Here is a 19,784-nt window from a genome sequence, read left to right as displayed (position 1 = left end):
TTAGCTAAAACTAAATTATAATACACTATTTTCATAACACAATCAAAACAGCACATTACAAAACATTACAAAAATTTAGATCCCCGACTTCTTTTTTCAACCTTCCCAATAAATGATAAATTGATATCAGAAGTCGGGGATCTTAGAGACTACAAATTAACTATAAGCCTCCATCGGTAAACAAGAACAAACAAAATTCCTATCCCCAAAAGCCGCATCTATTCTCCCCACACTTGGCCAGAACTTATATTCCTTATTCCAAGGTGCAGGATAAGCAGCTTGTTCACGGGAATAGGGATGATTCCACTCACCAACAATCAAACTTTCCGCAGTGTGAGGGGCATTTTTCAAAACATTATAGTGAATGTCCATTTTACCAGATTCAATTGCCGCAACTTCCTCACGAATCGCAATCAAAGCATCACAAAATCTATCTAATTCCTGTTTAGATTCACTTTCCGTTGGTTCAACCATAATTGTCCCAGCAACAGGCCAAGAAACAGTAGGTGCATGAAAACCATAATCCATTAACCGCTTCGCAACATCATCAATTTCAATCTGCGCTGATTTCTTCAAACTTCGCAAATCTAAAATACATTCATGTGCCACCAAACCATTTTTTCCCTGATACAAAACCGGATAATAAGACTCTAATTTCTTAGCCATGTAATTAGCATTCAAAATGGCAATTTTGGTTGCTTCCGTCAACCCATCTGCACCCATCATGATAATATACATCCAAGAAATCACTAGGATACTTGCACTACCCCAAGGTGCAGCAGAAACAGCACCCAATTCACCACCCATTCTCACCACAGAATGTCCTGGTAAAAACGGGACAAGGTGGGAAGCGACACCAATGGGACCCATTCCCGGACCACCACCACCATGGGGAATACAGAAGGTTTTGTGTAAGTTCAAATGACAGACATCTGCACCAAAATCACCAGGACGACAAATACCTACTTGGGCATTCATATTAGCGCCGTCCATGTAAACTTGTCCACCGTGACTATGAATTACTGCACAAATTTCTTGAATTGCTTCTTCAAATACCCCATGAGTTGATGGATATGTCACCATTAAAGCTGATAATTCATGACTATGTTTTTCAGCTTTGGCTTTTAAATCCTCAACATCAATATTACCATGATCATCACAAGCAACTCCCACAACTTTCATTCCACACATTACCGCACTCGCGGGATTTGTTCCATGGGCAGATTGCGGAATTAAACAAACATTTCTATGTCCTTCTTTGCGACTTTGATGATATTCATGAATTACCAAAAGTCCCGCATATTCACCTTGAGAACCTGCATTTGGTTGTAAGGAAATTCCCGCAAAACCTGTAATTTCTGATAACCATGCTTCTAGTTGTTGGAATAGGATTTGATAACCTCTAGTTTGGGAAATTGGCGCAAAGGGATGTATTTTCCCAAATTCTGCCCAAGTGACGGGAATCATTTCTGAAGTCGCGTTTAACTTCATAGTACAAGAACCCAAGGGAATCATCGAAGTTGTTAATGATAAATCCTTGCTTTCTAGTTGATGTAAATAACGTAATAATTCAGTTTCTGAATGGTAACGGTTAAAAACTGGGTGGGTGAGATATTTACTTTGACGTGATAATTGAGAATGAGAAATTGGTAATTCTTCAACGGTAAAAGGTAATTGATCTTTCAGTGCGAAAATTTGCCATAAGTCAATTAAATCTGCTTCTGTGGTAGTTTCATCTAAGGAAATACCCACAGTTGAATTATCAAAAATTCTCAAATTGATATTTCTCTCATTCGCAGCGTCGAGAATTGCTTCTAATTTGGTATTTCCTAATTCTACCCGCAAGGTATCAAAGAAGTTTTCCGAACTGATTTTATAACCTAAATTTTTCAGTCCTGCGGCTAAAGTTGCGGTAAGTTCATGGATATTTTGAGCGATCGCTCTCAGTCCGTCCGGTCCATGATAGACTGCATACATACTCGCCATCACTGCCAATAAAACCTGGGCTGTGCAGATATTACTGGTGGCTTTATCTCTGCGTATGTGCTGTTCACGGGTTTGCAACGCCAAACGTAAGGCAGGTTTACCATTCACATCTTTTGATACCCCCACAATGCGCCCTGGAACAAGCCGTTTATACTCTTCCTTCGTGGCAAAATAAGCAGCGTGTGGTCCCCCAAATCCCAAAGGAATTCCGAAGCGTTGGGTACTGCCTACGGCAATATCAGCCCCTAATTCACCGGGAGATGTAAGTAATAATAAGCTCAAAGGATCTGCGGCTACAGTCACCAATGCACCCTGAGCATGAGACTTTGTGATAAAATCGCAGTAGTCGTAAATTGTCCCGTCGGTTGCGGGATATTGCAGAATCGCACCAAAGATAGTTTCGGTAAAATCAAAGGTTTGATGATCACCGATAATGATCTTGATGCCTAAAGGTTTTGCGCGTGTTTGCAATACATCAATGGTTTGAGGATGACATTCACTAGACACAAAATAGTTATGGGATTTGTTTTTGCAGACTCCATAACTCATACTCATGGCTTCTGCGGCTGCTGTTCCTTCATCAAGTAAAGAAGCGTTAGCAATTTCTAACCCCGTTAAGTCAATAATCATGGTTTGGAAATTTAACAACGCTTCCAAACGTCCTTGGGCAATTTCTGGCTGATAAGGGGTGTATGCTGTATACCAACCGGGATTTTCTAAGATGTTGCGTTGAATGACGGTAGGGGTAATACAGTCATAATATCCCATACCGATAAATGAGCGATAAACCTGATTTTTATCCGCTATTTGCTTTAATTTTGCCAGTGCTGCATATTCGCTTTGTGCTGCTGGTAGATTTAGGGTTTGATGAAACCGAATTGCCTGTGGTACTGTTTTATCAATTAGGTCATCAAGGTTGGAAAGACCTAATATATCAAGCATTTGCTTGACATCATCAGGGTTTGGTCCAATGTGTCTTTGTGTAAAGTTGCTCAATGTGCTGGTTTGAGTGCGCGGGGGATTAGCTACCACAAATCGTTCTCCAAGGAGTTCTGTATTAATATATTGTAATGATCACTTTTGGATATTAGGGTTTTTTCTAAATTTTGTTTCGCGCAAAGGGGCAAAGGAGCAAAGACGCAAAGGAAGAAAGAAATCTGAAGTTTAAGTATTGGTTGAATTTATTGATTGGTAATGTTTCCATTTTTGCTGTAGTCGCTTTCTTTTTTCGGGTGTTAAGGTATGGAAGCAGTGAGGACAGGAAATATTTTTTTCATATTCTGGGGAGGTTTTATCTGTTTCGGAAATGGGATATCCACAACAAAAGCATAATTCCTGATTTCCTGTTTCTAAGTTATGACTAACTGCGACTCTTTGATCAAAAATAAAACATTCTCCTTCCCATAAACTTTCTGTTTGGGGAACTTCTTCTAGATATTTGAGAATGCCTCCTTTGAGGTGATAAATTTCTTCAAAACCTTGAGAAAGTAAATAAGATGAGGCTTTTTCGCAACGAATTCCTCCAGTACAAAACATGGCTACTTTTTTATGTTTTTTGGGGTCAAGATGTTTTTGTACATATTCGGGAAAATCTCGAAATATCTGAGTTTGCGGATTTTCTGCTCCTTTGAAAGTCCCAATGGTGACTTCATAATCATTGCGGGTATCAATGACTGTGACTTCTGGGTTAGAAATTAAATCATTCCAGTCTTCGGGTTTGACATAAGTTCCTACTTTTTCCGCTGGGTTTACTTCTGGTAAGCCTAAAGTGACAATTTCTGGCTTTAAGCGGATTTTTAACCGCTCAAATGGGGGAATTTCTGTGTAGGATTCTTTATGTTCTAAATCTGCAAACCGCGAGTCATTGCGAAGAAAGGCTAAAACTGTGTCAATTTGCTGACGAGAACCAGCAATTGTGCCGTTAATTCCTTCCTGTGCTAGTAATATAGTTCCTTTAATTCCTTGTGATTGACAAAAGGACAATAAAGCTGCTTGCAGTTCGCTACAATCAGGGAGATTCACGAATTTATATAGTGCAGCAACAACTGTCTGATTTTCTTGGTTCATGGTCTTGGCAAATTAATAATAATAGTTTATGATGACTTAGTTATGTAAAATCAACCCTTTTTACATAAAAAACACACTTGGGGGTTTAGCTCAGTTGGTAGAGCGCCTGCTTTGCAAGCAGGATGTCAGCGGTTCGAGTCCGCTAACCTCCATTGATTTACGAAATACGTCTCACGCAAAGGCGCAAAGGCGCAAAGAATAAAAGCCACATTTCAATCCAGCAAGCCCTAATTATGTTTAAATACTAAGGAAAGGTTATTTGCTGGCATGGGGTAAGTTTGGTGCAATATCAGATTTTGGGCTTCAGCAGCTTTAACTACATCTTCTAGGTTACGCACTCCCCAGTCTGGATTTTGCGCTTGCAAAGACTCATCAAAATCAGCGTTACTGGGTGCGGTATGTTCGCCATTTTGTTTATAGGGACCATATAAGTAGAGTATACCACCAGGTGGCAGAATCCGTCCAGCCCCTGCCATTAGTCCTAAACAGGATGACCAAGGGGAAATATGAATCATGTTAATATTGACAATGGCAGAAATAGGTGGTTGTGGTATTATCTCTTTTTCCACAGGCCAAATTGGTGAACTTGCATCTAAATCTAGGGGTGGCTGCATGGCTTTACAGGGGAAAAATTCAGTCCAGGCGCTAATACTAGCACGCAGTTCTGGGTTAGGGTCTGAAGGTAGCCATTGTCGAGGTGCGAGGTGGTAGGAGAAAAATGTGGCGTGTTCACCTGTGCCACTGGCTATTTCTAAAATAGTCCCATGTTGAGGCAATATTTGTAAAAGCAATTCTAGAATCGGTTCGCGGTTGCGCTGGGTTGCGGGGGCAAATCTTCGCTGGTCTGCGGGTGTGTTCATTATGATTATGATAATTAAATTAGCAGCGCTTCCTAGGTCTCGCTATCTCTTCGAGACGCTACCGCGAACGCTATCGCTCAATTTTAGCTTTTTTCGCCACACTACAGGAGAACAATTTGCCTAAGTCTATTCATTCTACCCAACCTCCCCTAAAATTTATTCCTCAACGTCATAATCCCTTCGTTGTTAAAGTCGTGTCTTGGTTTTTGCCTTTGATTTTGCGGGTGAGAACTAGACCTTGGCTACCTGCGGGTATTGTCAATATTGAAGCCAAAAACGCCGAAGTTTTAGCTAAATTATACCACGAATTTCAAGCAGGTAAAGTCCGATTTTTAATTGCTTTCCGTCACCCAGAGGTGGAAGATCCTCTATCTATGTTATACCTACTATCACGAATTGTCCCCCAGGCAGCCAGGGAAAAAGGTATTAGTCTCAAATACCCTGTTCACAGTCATTTTATGTATGAACGAGGAATGACTTTATGGGCAGGAAATTGGTTGGGATGGTTATTTTCTAGACTTGGTGGTGTACCTATTCGTAGAGGGAAACGCGTAGATAGAAATGCTATCCAAACGGCCAGAGAATTATTTGCTAATGCCGAAATGCCGATAGCGATCGCTCCTGAAGGTGGTACAAATGGACATAGTAGTATAGTCAGTCCTTTAGAACCGGGTGTGGCGCAATTGGGTTTTTGGTGTGTGGAAGATTTAAAAAAGGCTAACCGCGAAGAACAGGTTTTTATTATTCCTATTGGCATTAAATATAGTTATGTTAATCCCCCTTGGCAAAAAATAGATTGGCTTTTATCTAAATTGGAAGCTGATAGCGGTTTACCTGGGACGGAACTTAGTACAAATGGAAAGGAACGGGAAGGAATTTTATATCAGCGGGTTTTACGTTTAGCTGAATATCTAATTTCGGAAATGGAGGAATTTTATCGCCGTTTCTATCATCAGGATTTTCCAGAAATTATCAGTTCAGAAGTTCCTATAAATGAATTGTTAACTACTAGATTACACCGTTTGATGGACACTGCTTTGAAAATTACGGAAAAGTATTTTAATATCCAGCCTCAAGGTAATTTTATTGATAGATGTCGCCGTTTAGAGGATGCTGGTTGGAATTATATTTATCGAGACGATATTGCCGATATTCCAAGTTTACCACCTTTTAAACGGGGTCTAGCTGATTGGGTAGCTGAAGAAGCCGATTTAAAAATGCAGCATATGAGAATTGCTGAAAGTTTTGTGGCGGTTACTGCTGATTATATTCTCGAAAAACCCACACCAGAAAGATTTGCAGAAACGCTTTTATTAATGTTTGATATGTTGTCTCGCATTCAGAATTCTACTTTACCAGGAAGACCGCGTTTAGGTTGGAAACAAGCTATGATTTTTGTTGGTGAACCGATTAATGTGAATACAAGATGGGAAAATTGTCAAGGGAATAAACAAGCTTTGCGAAAGGGTGTAAGTGAGTTGACGCAGGATTTACAAGTGATGTTGGAAGGGTTAATTCAGGACTAAGTTCACACTCCAGACGCAGAGGCGCGAAGAGGTTTTGTAATAGTTTCATCTATCGGCGAAACTATTCAAAATATCTTCAGGTAAAGGAACATCAAAATATTTTGAGATGACCTCATCTACTTTATTATACTTGCTGAGAGCGATCGCCAAAAAACCAGAAACCCCGATATTGGTAAATTGAAGTATGAAAATAGAAAATATGTCCACGCAAACTAACCACAGCTTTAAGTAGTGAGACAAAATTAATTACACAATGTCATTGCGTAAGCCTTGCGTGGCGTTAGCCATATGGAACGAAGTGAAATGAAGCAATTCCAAGGGTTGTGATTGCTTCCCTTCCCTCGCAATGACTGTCAATATTTTTGTTCAGTTACTTACTATGTGAATTTAACCGGATTTGATATGACCTGTTCCCTTTTTTTGGTGATAATAGAAATTGCGAATCTGTGGAGATATAGAAGAAAATGACTAAGTTACGGGTGGGTTTACTGTTTGGTGGACGTTCTGGAGAACATGAGGTTTCAATAATTTCAGCCGGGGCGATCGCCCATGCCCTCACTTTAGAAGAAAATGCTAAAGAATACGAAGTTTTACCTTTCTACATTCAAAAGAATGGCAGTTGGCAAGCAGGAGTTACTGCACAACAGGTTTTAACATCTGGTGTTCCCCATGAAATCCCCTCCATAACCCCTAATTTATGGCAATTTCCTCCAGAAACTCAAGAAGTTGATCTTTGGTTTCCCGTGCTTCATGGTCCTAATGGCGAAGATGGTACAATTCAAGGTTTACTAACTTTGATGCAAGTTCCCTTTGTGGGTTCTGGAGTCTTGGGTTCAGCCATAGGAATGGATAAAATTGCCATGAAAATGGCTTTTGCCCAAGCGGGATTACCTCAAGTAAAATATATTGCTGTCAGCAGAGAGCAAGTTTGGTCAAATGCTTGTGTATTTCCCAAGCTGTGTGATGAAATTGAAGCCACATTGGGCTATCCCTGCTTTGTCAAACCTGCTAATCTAGGTTCGTCGGTGGGAATTGCCAAAGTGCGATCGCGTCAAGAATTAGAAACAGCTTTAGATAATGCCGCCACCCATGATAGGCGAATTATTGTCGAAGCTGGAGTTGTAGCCAGAGAAGTCGAATGTGCCGTTTTAGGTAACGAAAACCCCAAAGCCTCCGTTGTTGGTGAAATTACCTTTAATAGTGATTTTTACGATTACGAAACCAAATATACCCCTGGGAAAGCCGATTTATTCATTCCCGCAAATTTACCAGATACAGTGGCACAGCAAATTCAAGACATGGCTTTACAAGCCTTTGCGGCTGTTGATGCCGCTGGTTTATCCAGAGTAGACTTTTTCTATGTAGAAGCTACCGGAGAACTTTTTATTAACGAAATTAACACTTTCCCAGGGTTTACCTCCACAAGTATGTATCCCCAACTCTGGGCTAATACGGGTATACCCTTTGCCCAATTAGTACATCAGTTAATTCAACTAGCGATCGCCAGGCATTCTCCCATTAATTAAGGGGATTAGGGATAGGAGATAGCGGATTAGTTAAAAGGGGAAAATATTTCTTTTTCCTATTGTCATAAATATGATTTATCTGATTAATGTGATGGATAATGAACAAGAGTTAAAAGAAAAGCGAAACACTGGAAGAATTCTAGTAAATCTACTGAAAAAATACCCTGGAATCTGGTTCTTGAGTTTGTTAATAATTCCGATAGGATTTGTAATTATTGCCTATAATCAACTAATTTATATTGGCTATGTGCCACAGGTAAAACAGGCAGAAACTCCATATATCCCCGTACAATTAACCATTTCTACATTTTCCGATACTAGTAATCCCCTACCTCTATGGTTGATCATTGCCGTCATCTTCTGCTGTTCCAGCGGTTCGTTGGTAATTTTCTACCTATTACAAAATTCCAAAGAAAGCACAAGAACTAGTCAACGCCATCGCAATAGTCAAAAAATGCCCTCCCGAAAGCGTTATAAACCCACTAATAGTAAAAATTTGCTCATAATTTCGCCTCCAGAAAAAATCTATCCCCTTCATGCCAATACAGAATTTGTCAAAGACAGACAAGATTCACGATTTCTCTGAAAACCTAGCAATACAAGACTTTCAAGAAAATGCCAACTTGGCAACCAAGTTTTAATTACCTAAGTTACATTGATGCAAGATAAACAACCTCAATTCTGTGGTTATTAACGTTTACTAAATATTGATTATTTCAAACAATCCCTTACCCTTAATTTATGCTCACATTTTTCAGCGTAAATAACAATGATTTATAAACACTTGATTGACCATTAATTGAATCAAAAATAATCACAATAATCAGATTTGACATTTGCTGCAAAGGGAATATTAACCGCATATAAATACTGTCGTTGTTAAATCAACCCCCCTAAATAACTGGCAGTATTTATATATGTTCCCAAACGCTACAGCAGTAAATGTAGAGTGGGAGATTTTAGGCTTTTGGTATGCCTTCTCCCACTCTCTTTTTATTTATAACAACCTTGTATCTTAGAGGGTTTTAGCGCAGGTACGAGGCAGGTACGGAAAATTGCCTGAATTTCTATCATTAGTCAATTTTCAAAATTCAACAGAAATCGGTCTCTTTTAAAAACTCTAAAATTGCTGCATTCACCACATCAGCAGAACCAGTTGACGCATCATGATAACAGTTTTGCAAAATTTGTAAGCGAGAATTAGGCAAATGTTGATGTAATTTTTCTCCATGACTAACAGGAAACCAACTATCTTGATCACCCCATAAAACCAAAGTTGGACATTCAATATTTTTGAGATTATTTTGAATATTTTTCAGCATACTTGGCTGATTTTTTCGCAAATTCTCAATTTCTTGAGCAGCAATTTGTAACTCTTCAGCCACTTTTACCAAAGTCCCCGGAATTTCAATGAATGGGTAAGTAATCCAATAAATATCTTCTTCTGTTAATAATGAAGGATTATATAATACCTTGCGTCTTTCTGCTCCCATCACTTCTCTGACTAAAGGTGCAAACCAATATGCAAGACGTAAATCATCAATTGCATGGATAATTTCTATTGGTGTTTGTGCCAGTAAACCCATAGACCAATGAGGTAAAGTTTCTGTAAAAATAGGAGCGTTAATTACTACTAACCGTCCGATTAAATCAGGACTTTTACCAGCTAATCCCAGAGAAATTAATGCCCCTATAGATTCGGCGACAATTATCGGTGGTTCATCACATAAAGCTTGAATAATGCGTTTTAATTCAATAATTTGATGTCCTGTTTCTTCTCGACGAGATACGGGCTTTTCTGAAAAACCAAAACATTTAAAATCACAACAAATTACTCGAAAATATCGAGATAATGGTTCAATACTATGCCGCCAATTATAACTCCAACTGCCTAAACCATGTAATAAAATCAGCGGTCTCCCGTTACCTTTTTCACCATAGGCTATTTGAATTGGATAACCTTGAGAATCATTAATAATCAGATTTTGCCGCCCTTGAGGAAAATTATCTTGCCACCAATCTTTCATGATTTTATAGATAAGTCATTTAACTACCAGTAAAAATTTGCCATAATATTCTTATTAATATCACGGGTATGGATATTAAAACAATAGCCAGTAGAAATAAGCCAATACTAAAAATGAGGATAAATGAATTATCTGCTTTTTGATTTTGATGCGGAGATTTTAAAGCTGCTTCCAATAAAATGATATTGTAATTATTCGCTCTCCAAGCAAAATCAAACAAATCTCCTAACATGGGAATAGCCCCAACTAAGGAATCTACAATTACATTCATTACCATCCGTCCTAATGTGGCTACGGGTACGCCTAATTGTGCGGCTTCCATGATAATATAAAATGAAAATATTAATCCTAAAGCATCACCACCTATGGGTAGTAATCCAATAATTGGATCTAACCCGACTCCTATTTGTGTTCCGGGAATAGTAATTATATTATCTAATAGTCCACTAAATTGACGTAGACGCTTTAATCGAGGTGCATAACCATCAGGTGTAATTACAAATGGTTCAGAAGAATTAGGCATTATTAATTATTTCCACTGACTGAGTGATCAACTTTCTTATTATCTCATTTTCTTAACTCAAATTTTTTCATATTTAGGGCTGGCTGAATAAAGCTAGAACCATTTACCAATAAGGATTTTGCATATTTTGATCATAAAAAAGTGCAAGTTTTTAGCTAATGGTGTCTCAAAACAGTTGCATTTTTCCTGATCGGATAAGTAGGTGGACACAATAAAACCAAACTGTGTAAAGAAACGTAAAATCGCTGAAAACTTCTTCACTCTTGCCTCTTGCCTCTTGCCTTTTGCCTTGCCATAACGACAATTTTCAACGCCAACCTACTTATGGGAAATTGAGACTATCCAGGCTGAAACTGTTCCCTGTACCCAGTTAAGAGTTCCCCTACCCTCACAGATAACTTTTATGGCTTACGCCGCGCTACGCTATCAGCAAACCCTACATATATCCAGGTATACTTGTTTTTTACGAGCTTGACTAATTCCCAAGTTGTTTGCAAATTTATCTCTCAACATATTTAAGCTCTGACTAAGTAGGTGAACACAATAAAACCAAACTGTGTAAAGAAATGTAAAATCGCCTAAACCCTCTTCACTCTTGCCTCTTGCCTCTTGCCTCTTGCCTTTTGCCTTGCCATAACGACAATTTTCAACGCCAACCTACTTAGATTGAGTTATTCGGTGACAATCAACATTGATAATTTTTTTCTAGTCTACTACTCTATTGGTTCTATCAAAAAGGTTAAACCTATCTCTACTACAAAAAACTTCTATGACTCAAGATCTCACACAAAAATGGTTAACCGAAATTCAGTCTCTCACACAACAGATGACGAAATTTCAGCGGGAACGAGATGAAGCTTGGGAAAGTTCGCAAAAATGGCGACAACTTTATAATACCGAAGCAGAACAACGGCGTGTAGACGCAAAAATGCACCAAGAAGCTATGGTGTCTATAAAGGCTGAAGTCCAAAAATTTTCGGTTGTTAATGGGGAAACAGGAACTGATATGACTACAGCTATTCAGCAAGAAATTTCCCAGTTTAATTCTATAGAAGAGTTACAAACTCAATTGTTAGAAGTCATACAGGAACGTGATTGTCTATTACAAGCTTTGAAACTTGAGCAAGAAAATCACGCTCAAACTCGAAAAAGTCTTACTACAGCTTTAGGTGATGCTATTGATAGTTTAGCCCGTTTAAGAGCGGGCAGCAAAAATACAGGAGGTGATTGACACTCCAGTTCCCTCCCCTTTATAAGGGGAGGGTTAGGGAGGGGTAAAACATTTGATACAGCAATCATTTCAATTATGTGATGCTTAGATCCCCGACTTCTTAAAGAAGTCGGGGATCTTAATTTGAGAATAGTAGAAATTAACCGAAATGTTTGATGATTGCGTCTGCAAATTCAGAACACTTTAATGGTTGTACAGGTGGTTCCATTAACCGCGCTAAGTCATAAGTAACTTGACCATTGACGATCGCATCACCCAATCCTTTTTTAATTAAATCTGCGGCTTCTTGCCAACCCATATATTCCAGCATCATCACACCGGAAAGAATCACCGAACCGGGGTTAATTCTGTCTAAGCCCGCGTGCTTTGGTGCTGTCCCATGAGTAGCTTCAAAAATCGCGCAGGAGTCGCCAATATTTGCCCCTGGACCCATACCTAAACCGCCAACAATAGCAGCAGCAGCATCGGATAAATAATCACCGTTCAGGTTCATTGTCGCCAGAATAGAATACTCATCTGGTCGAGTTTGGATTTGTTGAAAGATACTATCAGCAATGCGATCATTGACCATGATTTTCTCTTTCCATTTACCGTTTCCGTGACTGTCCCAAATTGTATTGAGAACGGTTTCAACTTCCTTGACAATTTGGGCTTTTTTCTCTGGAGTCAGGGAATCAAAACCAGGATCAATTTCATGGGCATTTTCTTCTAAGGAAATATTGGGGTTTTTTTCCTTATTACCCAAAATCCAAGATTCCCGTTCTGTCACGCACTCTTGACGAAATTCGCTGGTTGCTAATTCATAACCCCAATCCCGGAAAGCGCCTTCTGTGTATTTCATGATATTGCCTTTATGCACCAAGGTGACTTGTTGCTTATTTTTGGGCAATAACAAAGCGTGTTTAATGGCACGTCTCACCAAACGCTGAGAACCGGTTTTGCTGATGGGTTTGATGCCGATACCAGCGTCCAGGGGAATTTGCTTTTTACCATGTTCTGGGGTAGCAGGTATCAATTCCTCATTCAAGAATTTTATCAGGCGATCGCCGATTTCACTACCTTGCTTCCACTCAATCCCCAAATAAATATCTTCCGTATTTTCCCGATAAACAATCACATCCAGTTTTTCAGGAGTTTTGTGGGGAGAAGGAGTTCCAGCGTAATAACGACAAGGACGCACGCAAGTATAAAGATCAAAGATTTGGCGTAATGCCACATTTAAAGACCGAATCCCCCCACCGACAGGAGTAGTCAAAGGACCCTTAATAGCTATGCCATATTCTTTAATCGCCGTCAATGTATCCTGGGGCAAATACTGGTATGTACCATAGAGATCACAGGCTTCATCACCAGCATAAACCCTAAACCAGCTAATTTTTCTTTTGCCCTTGTATGCCTTAGCGATCGCCGCATCCAGCACCTTTTCCGTCGCTGGCCAAATATCTATACCCGTACCATCACCGCGAATAAAAGGAATAATTGGATTTTCAGGAACAACCGGTTCACCATTTTTGAAGGTAATTTTCGCGCCGATAGTGGGAGGAGTAATCTTTTCGTACATAATTCACACATTCCAAATAGAAGAAATTCACAAGTTCGTAGGGGCGCAGGGCCTGCGCCCTAAGATCCAGGTCTTGCGCCCTAAGATCCAGGTCTTGCGCCCTAAGATCATTACAGTAACCCCTGGATTCTATGACCCCTTACCTGATAAAGTATTGTTAGTTAGGATTTGCACAAGCCACTGGGAGTGATTTTTTCAGACACACACTCAAAGACTTTGCAAATTCACTTCGCTATTCGTCCTTCATTTTGTAGAATAACCGATAGCAATAGATAGTTTATTCACGCTCACGCTAACACGAGTAACGGCATGACAGACCCAATGATTGTATCAGGCACTACAAATGATCTCGACTCCCTCCGCCAAAAGTTAATCGCTGGGTCCGAAAAAGTCCAACAACAAATCATCCCGCAGTTAGCTGACTTGGGTAATGATGGGTTAGATGTGTTGAAGGAATTTTTGCTGAAACGTCGTGATACCCCAGCAACTTGGATTGATGGTAAAGTCTACCAAGTCATCTATAATACTAATGCACCGACAGATCAAGAATTTCTACAAACTAACTTTCCTGAAGGAATTGTACCTCTAAAATCGGACTGTGGGATCAGTTACAATTCTTTGCAAAAGTTACTTGCCAATCAGGATTTTCAAGCGGCTGATCTCTTGACAATTCAAAAAATGTGTGAAGCGGCAAGTCCCCAAGCAGTACAAAGAAAATGGCTATACTTTACCGAGGTAGAAGGTTTACCAATTCAAGACTTACGCACTATCAATCAACTCTGGGTAGTTCACTCAGAAGGTAAATTTGGCTTCTCTGTCCAGCGCGAAATTTGGTTAGGTTTAAGTAAAAATTGGGTCAACTTATGGCCAAAAATTAACTGGAAGAATGGTAATAACTGGACAAGATATCCCAACGGGTTCACATGGGATTTAAGCGCCCCTAGAGGTCATCTACCGCTCTCTAACCAACTGCGCGGGGTGCGAGCCATGTCTTCTTTATTGTCCCATCCAGCTTGGATTAAGTAGACCTTTTACTTTGACACTCTCCGGTCTAAAGACGCGGAGATTCTCTAGAGAGTTTCAGTCTATATCCCTCAGTTATCCCAGTTTCAGGCATTGCCTTAAATATTTGGGTTCTTGCCCTGATTTCGTTTGCCCTGACGGGCGAAATCATATCTGACAAGCGTAACTTTCCGAGAGTCCCCCGGTAGCTTTTTACGTCTTTAGTGACAATTTAATTGTATCACGAATATTGAAGGCAATTAATTCGCCTGTGTGCGTTTTCCCCTTCGGTCTGAAGACGCGAAGCCTCCAACGCTACCGCGTTCCTCTTGTGGGTTTGCGAGGGAAGGGAAGCAATCACAACCCTTGGAATTGCTTCATTTCACTTCGTTCCATATGGCTAACGCCACGCTACGCTTACGCAATGACATTGTGTAATTAATTCTGTCTCACTACTTATTATTATTTTCGGATTGCACCACAAGAAATTTGAGGATATTCTTTTATTTGGAAGTCTCTAATCGCAATATATATGAGTTTGTTAGATCCCCAACTTGTTTGAGAAATCTGGAATCTGAAATTAATCAACTGCAATTTAGAGAAACTTAATAAGAGGAACATAAAATGCACGATATTTTAATTTTCCAAGATAAAACATTACTGAATCAAGCACTAACTCACCGTTCTTATGTCAACGAACACCCAGGAGAAGGTGAACACAACGAGCGTTTAGAATTTCTTGGTGATGCTATTCTCAATTTCTTAAGCGGTGAATATCTCTATCAACTTCATCCAGAAAAAGGAGAAGATGAATTAACTCGTCGTCGTTCTGCATTAGTAGATGAAAAACAATTAGCAAAATTTGCGATTGAAGTAGGTCTAGACTTGAGAATCCGTTTAGGACAAGGTGCAATTCTTGATGGAGGATATAATAATCCTAACTTATTAAGTAGTACCTTTGAAGCAGTTATTGGTGCTTATTATCTAGATAAAAATTGTAATATTGCATTACTTCGCCCTATTGTAGAAAAACTTTTTGCCTCTGTACCTGAGAATATTGTTGTATCTCGCTCTAATGTAGACTCAAAAAACCGCCTTCAGGAGTGGGTACAAAGTAGTGGTAACACAACTCCACCCAAATATGTTACAAGACAAATAGGTGGACAATCTCATACACCAATATTTGAATCTGATGTCTTTGAAGTAGTGAATGGGAAAGAAATATGGCGGGGAAAAGGACAAGGACGCAATAAAAAAGATGCAGAAAAAGCTGCTGCTGAAAATGCGTTAGATAACTTGTAGAAAATGGTTATTAACTTGATAATTGTTGATTTTCTGCTTGTATTGGCGAATATAATTCGCAGCTACACAGACAGAACTCATCTATTCCTGCTGTCCCGTGAGAGGGTGTTTGAAAATTCATGATTGCTGTATCAAATGTTTTACCCCTCCCTAACCCTCCCCTTATAAAGGGGAGGGAACTGGATTTTCTTGTTTCAATAAAACCAAACTGTGTAAAGAAACGTAAAATCCCTGAAAACTTCTTTACTCTTGCCTCTTGCCTTGCTATGACGACAATTTTCAACGCCAACCTACTTAAGGGGGGTAACAATATGATGAAAATTACGGGATACCACTTTTAAAACATCCTCTAAGGGATACATGGGTTTCAAACCCTTGATTTTTCATTAGTTCACGCAGGTGGACTTAGCCTGTGTAGTAGCGATTTATAATCGCCGGAAACTATTATTCATGACGAATACTGATGTTATTACTGAATATAAATGTTAATGTTCTATCATGATTCAGAATTGAGTAAGTCAGCTTAATCCAGTACATTTAATTTAATAGTGCTGGAACGGAGGAACCAAATTGTGGGGCGTATTTTTGTCTTGACTAATTTAGGAATTTAAGATTTAAAACTCAAATCAAATCTAAAATCAAGCAAAAAAAGGTATCTCTCAACCTTAGCCCGTCAGCTAACTTCGTAGGCATTGAGAGGAGACTGAAGAGACAGAATTTTAATTATTTCTGATCTTATCAGTGTCCAAGGTTGGTACTAGTTAATGTTTCCATAACCAAGCTTAACTCTGCTGAGGTGAAATAAATGATATTGCAACTAAATTTAGCTGCCATTGTCGCAGTTGCTGGAAAAGCTATTTGGAGAAAAACCAAACCAGTAATTTTTCAAGATACTTTCGTATTTCCCGCACTCGGCTGTTTAGGAATTATTTTATTGTGGTGGGTAGTAGCACTAGCTAACCATGAATTAATGCCCACACCACCGGAAGCTTTAATTGCCAATTGGGACTATATCTTACATCCATTCTATGAGAGAGGTCCAGGTGATTTAGGAATTGGTTGGTTATTATTAGCCAGTTTACGGCGGGTAATATTAGGATTTGGTTTAGGGGCATTAGTAGCAATTCCCTTGGGTTTTTTGATTGGAATTTCAAGACCCGCAATGCTGGCTTTTAATCCCATTATTCAGATTTTCAAACCTGTATCACCCTTAGCCTGGTTGCCAATTTCTTTATCTCTGTTTAATTTAGCAGATCCTTCCGCTATTTTTGTGATTTTCATTACTTCCCTCTGGCCAACTATTATTAATACAGCATTAGGAGTTTCTAGTGTACCAAAAGACTATTTAGATGTAGCACAAGTCCTAGAAATGCCCCGTTGGCGACAGATTACTAAAATTATTCTACCTGCTAGTTTGCCTTATATTTTTACAGGTTTGCGAATTAGTTTAGGTATTGCTTGGTTGGTAATTGTGGCTGTAGAAATGTTGACAGGTGGAATAGGAATTGGCTTTTTTGTTTGGGATGAATGGAGTCGTTTAAATCTGAGTTCTGTATTTTTAGCAGTGTTTATAATTGGCTTAACTGGGTTGATTTTAGATTACGGTGTGGGCAAACTTCAAGAGTTAGTTACTCACCGTCCAGGAAGTTGATGATTTTATCTCACGCAGAGGCGCAGAGAGGATGAAAAGAATTTTTCAAATATAATTATCAATTACTATGACTGAAAATCATTTAACTCGCAGAGATTTTATTGCAGGAATGGGGGCGACAACTGCGGGAATAATATTATCATCCTGTGCTGTTTCGGGAGATAAATCTGCGAAGGGACTAACAGAAGAAGCTTTAGCGGTGATACCAGTAGTCAAATCCCAAGATTTAGAAAAACCGGACATTACTGTGGGTTATGTTCCTGTTAATGATTGTGCGCCATTTGCGATCGCTTGGAAAAAAGGATTTTTCCGCAAATATGGTTTAAATGTTACACTCAACCGCGAAGCCAGTTGGGCTACCTCCCGCGACGGCTTAATTTTCGGTCGTCTCGACGCTTCCCCCGTCGTCTCCGGTGCTGTTACCAACGCTAGAATAGGTGCAGAAGGTGCGCGTCATGCCCCCTTATGTGCAGCAATGACCATCCACCGACATGGTAACGCCATGACCATGAATCGGGATATGTGGGACTATGGCATTCGTCCCTGGTATGAATATCAACAAAAATACGGTGATGGGGCTTTAGAAGCCTTTGGGAAGGACTTTCGCGGCTATTTTGACAAACAACCCCCAGAAAAGAAAATCTGGGCTGTAGTCCTCAGTTCTGCCATTTATGAATACTTTGCTCGCTATCTTTCTGCTGCTGCGGGTGTTGATCCTCTTAAAGAATTTCGGGTCATAATTGTTCCACCACCGCAAATGGTAACAAACATGAGAATTGGGGCAATGCAAGCTTACATGGTCGCCGAACCTTGGAATACTAGAGCAATTACAGGTAATGAAGGTATTGGTTTTACATTCGCTCAAGGTAAGGAAATTTGGCACGGACATCCAGATAGACTCCTGGGTGTAATGGAATCTTTTATTGTTAATTATCCTAAAACTTACCGTTCTTTGGTAAAGGCAATGATTGAAGCTTGTCAATATTGTAGCAAACCCGAAAATCGTCAAGAAATAGCCGAATTACTGACAGAAAGATCATTTACTGGTGCGAAACCTAAAAAGCCGGGTGTGCCTATTACTAAATTTACTGGACCGGGAATTATTGGCAATTATAATTATGGTGGTTTTGATGGCAAAGACCGCACTATCAAAGCAGATGACACCACAATTTTTTATGATCTTCCTAACAGTATTCCCCTCGAAAAAGGGGAACATTCTACATTTTTATGGCGTTCTCGCAGTCTTTGGTTAATGACTCAAGCAGCACGGTGGGGACAAATCAAAGAAATTCCTAAAAATGCTGAAGAAGTAGCCGCAAAAGGTTGGAGAACCGATTTATATCGAGAGATAGCCGCAGAAATGGGAATTGAATGTCCCAAAGATGATTATAAAGTTGAACCTCCTGAAGCATTTATAGATAAAAAAGGATTTGATCCTAGTAATCCTGTAGGATATCTTCATAGTTTTGATATCCGTGCTAACGCTCCTTCTCAGTTTTTTTTATCCTAAAAAATAGGTAATTAATTATGGAATATATAACTTCATCCCAACATAATATTACAGAAACTTTGCCCCGTAACGGATTTTTAGAAATCGAAAATTTAGTTAAATCCTATCCAACCCAGGACAAAGGAAAATTCACAGTTTTAGATCATGTTAATTTGACTATTAAGGAAGATGAATATATTTCTGTAATTGGTCATTCTGGTTGTGGTAAATCCACATTATTAAAAATAATTGGTGGTTTTGAAAAAGCTACATCTGGTTCAGTTCGCTTAGATGGAAAAGAGATTCGTAAACCAGGAGCCGATAGAATGATGGTATTTCAAAATTATTCATTATTACCTTGGTTAACTGTCCGCGAAAATATCCGTTTAGCAGTAGATGAAGTTTTGAAAAATGCCAACCGTGCCGAAAAAATTAGCATTGTCAATGAACATTTAGCAATGGTAAACTTAACCCCAGCCGCAGATAAATACCCTGATGAAATTTCTGGAGGAATGAAACAAAGGGTTGGTATTGCTAGGGCTTTAGCAATTCGTCCCAAAATGTTATTAATGGATGAACCTTTTGGGGCTTTGGATGCCTTAACTCGTGGTAAATTACAACGTCAAGTATTAGATATTTGGGAACATCATCGTCAAGCAGTCATGATGATTACCCATGATGTTGACGAAGCAATTTATATGTCAGACCGAATTATTTTGATGACGAATGGACCATCGGCAAAAATAGGAGAAATTTTAAAAGTTCCTTTTGAACATCCCAGAGATAGAATAGCCATGCGTAACTCCACAGAATATTTTGAACTTCGCAATCATGCTCTGAATTTTCTTGATCAAAATTTCACACCAGAGTAGGGACAAACCCCCCGTAGTTGACCAGATTTGCTTAAATTTTTGGCGTTGCTGATAGCCTGCGTGGCGTAGCCATATCGAGGTATGAAATTCCCAAATTGAACCTTTAAAACTCAAACCTCAGTGCGTGATTGCGCCTTGGCGTGAGACTAAAATTCATACCC

16 protein-coding genes, 1 tRNA gene and 1 riboswitch are annotated in these 19,784 nt (G+C 39.3%); of the genes, 10 read left to right on the top strand and 7 right to left on the bottom strand.

The window, feature by feature from the left end; all coding sequences use genetic code 11:
• Positions 1 to 156: 156 nt before the first annotated feature.
• Positions 157 to 3,018 carry an aminomethyl-transferring glycine dehydrogenase gene (gene gcvP / locus AN486_RS09525; RefSeq protein WP_290600346.1) on the bottom strand — a complete coding sequence of 954 codons (2,862 nt, stop codon included), beginning with the start codon at positions 3,016 to 3,018 and terminating at the stop codon, positions 157 to 159.
• A gap of 132 nt (positions 3,019 to 3,150) precedes the next feature.
• Positions 3,151 to 4,053, bottom strand: a complete 903-nt coding sequence (locus AN486_RS09520) for a rhodanese-related sulfurtransferase (protein WP_290600344.1) — start codon at positions 4,051 to 4,053, stop codon at positions 3,151 to 3,153.
• A gap of 79 nt (positions 4,054 to 4,132) precedes the next feature.
• On the opposite strand from AN486_RS09520, the gene AN486_RS09515 reads away from it, so the two are divergent.
• Positions 4,133 to 4,205 (top strand) — tRNA-Ala (locus tag AN486_RS09515).
• Between the two features lie 75 nt (positions 4,206 to 4,280).
• Here AN486_RS09515 and AN486_RS09510 read toward each other — a convergent pair.
• Entirely contained in the window at positions 4,281 to 4,913 is a 633-nt protein-coding gene (locus AN486_RS09510) for a DUF938 domain-containing protein (RefSeq protein WP_053539383.1), read from the bottom strand.
• Between the two features lie 116 nt (positions 4,914 to 5,029).
• Between AN486_RS09510 and AN486_RS09505 the strand changes: the two genes are divergently transcribed.
• Positions 5,030 to 6,439 (top strand): 1-acyl-sn-glycerol-3-phosphate acyltransferase, encoded by a 1,410-nt coding sequence (locus AN486_RS09505; protein WP_290600341.1) that lies wholly within the window; start codon positions 5,030 to 5,032, stop codon positions 6,437 to 6,439.
• Between the two features lie 45 nt (positions 6,440 to 6,484).
• On the opposite strand, the gene AN486_RS09500 is transcribed toward AN486_RS09505, so the two are convergent.
• Positions 6,485 to 6,679: a hypothetical protein gene (locus AN486_RS09500; protein WP_290600338.1), complete on the bottom strand. Its 195-nt coding sequence runs from the start codon at positions 6,677 to 6,679 to the stop codon at positions 6,485 to 6,487.
• A gap of 224 nt (positions 6,680 to 6,903) precedes the next feature.
• Between AN486_RS09500 and AN486_RS09495 the strand changes: the two genes are divergently transcribed.
• Both AN486_RS09495 and AN486_RS09490 read left to right on the top strand, forming a co-directional pair.
• Positions 6,904 to 7,965, top strand: a complete 1,062-nt coding sequence (locus tag AN486_RS09495) for a D-alanine--D-alanine ligase family protein (protein WP_053539385.1) — start codon at positions 6,904 to 6,906, stop codon at positions 7,963 to 7,965.
• Between the two features lie 91 nt (positions 7,966 to 8,056).
• Entirely contained in the window at positions 8,057 to 8,551 is a 495-nt protein-coding gene (locus AN486_RS09490; protein WP_290600336.1) for a hypothetical protein, read from the top strand.
• Positions 8,552 to 9,056: 505 nt separating this feature from the next.
• Here the strand turns inward: AN486_RS09490 and AN486_RS09485 are convergent.
• Together AN486_RS09485 and AN486_RS09480 are read right to left on the bottom strand one after the other, a co-directional pair.
• Positions 9,057 to 9,992, bottom strand: a complete 936-nt coding sequence (locus AN486_RS09485; RefSeq protein WP_039200763.1) for an alpha/beta hydrolase — start codon at positions 9,990 to 9,992, stop codon at positions 9,057 to 9,059.
• A gap of 19 nt (positions 9,993 to 10,011) precedes the next feature.
• On the bottom strand, positions 10,012 to 10,515 hold the full coding sequence (locus tag AN486_RS09480) for a DUF4112 domain-containing protein (protein ID WP_039200762.1): 504 nt from the start codon (positions 10,513 to 10,515) through the stop codon (positions 10,012 to 10,014).
• 769 nt (positions 10,516 to 11,284) lie between these two features.
• Here AN486_RS09480 and AN486_RS09475 point away from each other — a divergent pair.
• Entirely contained in the window at positions 11,285 to 11,746 is a 462-nt protein-coding gene (locus tag AN486_RS09475) for a hypothetical protein (protein ID WP_039200761.1), read from the top strand.
• A 139-nt stretch (positions 11,747 to 11,885) separates the two neighbouring features.
• Here the strand turns inward: AN486_RS09475 and AN486_RS09470 are convergent, their stop codons facing one another.
• Positions 11,886 to 13,307 carry an NADP-dependent isocitrate dehydrogenase gene (locus AN486_RS09470; protein ID WP_027401596.1) on the bottom strand — a complete coding sequence of 474 codons (1,422 nt, stop codon included), beginning with the start codon at positions 13,305 to 13,307 and terminating at the stop codon, positions 11,886 to 11,888.
• 309 nt (positions 13,308 to 13,616) lie between these two features.
• On the opposite strand from AN486_RS09470, the gene AN486_RS09465 reads away from it, so the two are divergent.
• The 5 genes from AN486_RS09465 to AN486_RS09445 all read left to right on the top strand — a co-directional run bounded on the left by AN486_RS09465 (position 13,617) and on the right by AN486_RS09445 (position 19,623).
• Complete coding sequence (locus tag AN486_RS09465) at positions 13,617 to 14,333, top strand: GUN4 domain-containing protein (RefSeq protein WP_027401595.1); 717 nt, start codon at positions 13,617 to 13,619, stop codon at positions 14,331 to 14,333.
• A 600-nt stretch (positions 14,334 to 14,933) separates the two neighbouring features.
• Entirely contained in the window at positions 14,934 to 15,611 is a 678-nt protein-coding gene (gene rnc, locus AN486_RS09460; protein ID WP_290600331.1) for a ribonuclease III, read from the top strand.
• A 510-nt stretch (positions 15,612 to 16,121) separates the two neighbouring features.
• A riboswitch (cyclic di-AMP (ydaO/yuaA leader) is annotated at positions 16,122 to 16,318 on the top strand.
• Between the two features lie 98 nt (positions 16,319 to 16,416).
• Positions 16,417 to 17,262 (top strand): nitrate ABC transporter permease, encoded by an 846-nt coding sequence (gene ntrB / locus AN486_RS09455; RefSeq protein ID WP_053539389.1) that lies wholly within the window; start codon positions 16,417 to 16,419, stop codon positions 17,260 to 17,262.
• 67 nt (positions 17,263 to 17,329) lie between these two features.
• The gene (locus AN486_RS09450; RefSeq protein ID WP_053539390.1) at positions 17,330 to 18,772 is read left to right on the top strand and encodes an ABC transporter substrate-binding protein; all 1,443 of its coding nucleotides are present in this window, start codon (positions 17,330 to 17,332) and stop codon (positions 18,770 to 18,772) included.
• Between the two features lie 17 nt (positions 18,773 to 18,789).
• Positions 18,790 to 19,623, top strand: a complete 834-nt coding sequence (locus tag AN486_RS09445; RefSeq protein WP_053539391.1) for an ABC transporter ATP-binding protein — start codon at positions 18,790 to 18,792, stop codon at positions 19,621 to 19,623.
• The last annotated feature ends 161 nt before the right edge of the window (positions 19,624 to 19,784 follow it).

It is taken from the genome of Anabaena sp. AL93 (assembly GCF_001672085.1).
Lineage (GTDB): Bacteria > Cyanobacteriota > Cyanobacteriia > Cyanobacteriales > Nostocaceae > Dolichospermum > Dolichospermum heterosporum.
This window is presented reverse-complemented; position numbering and strand designations above follow the sequence as displayed.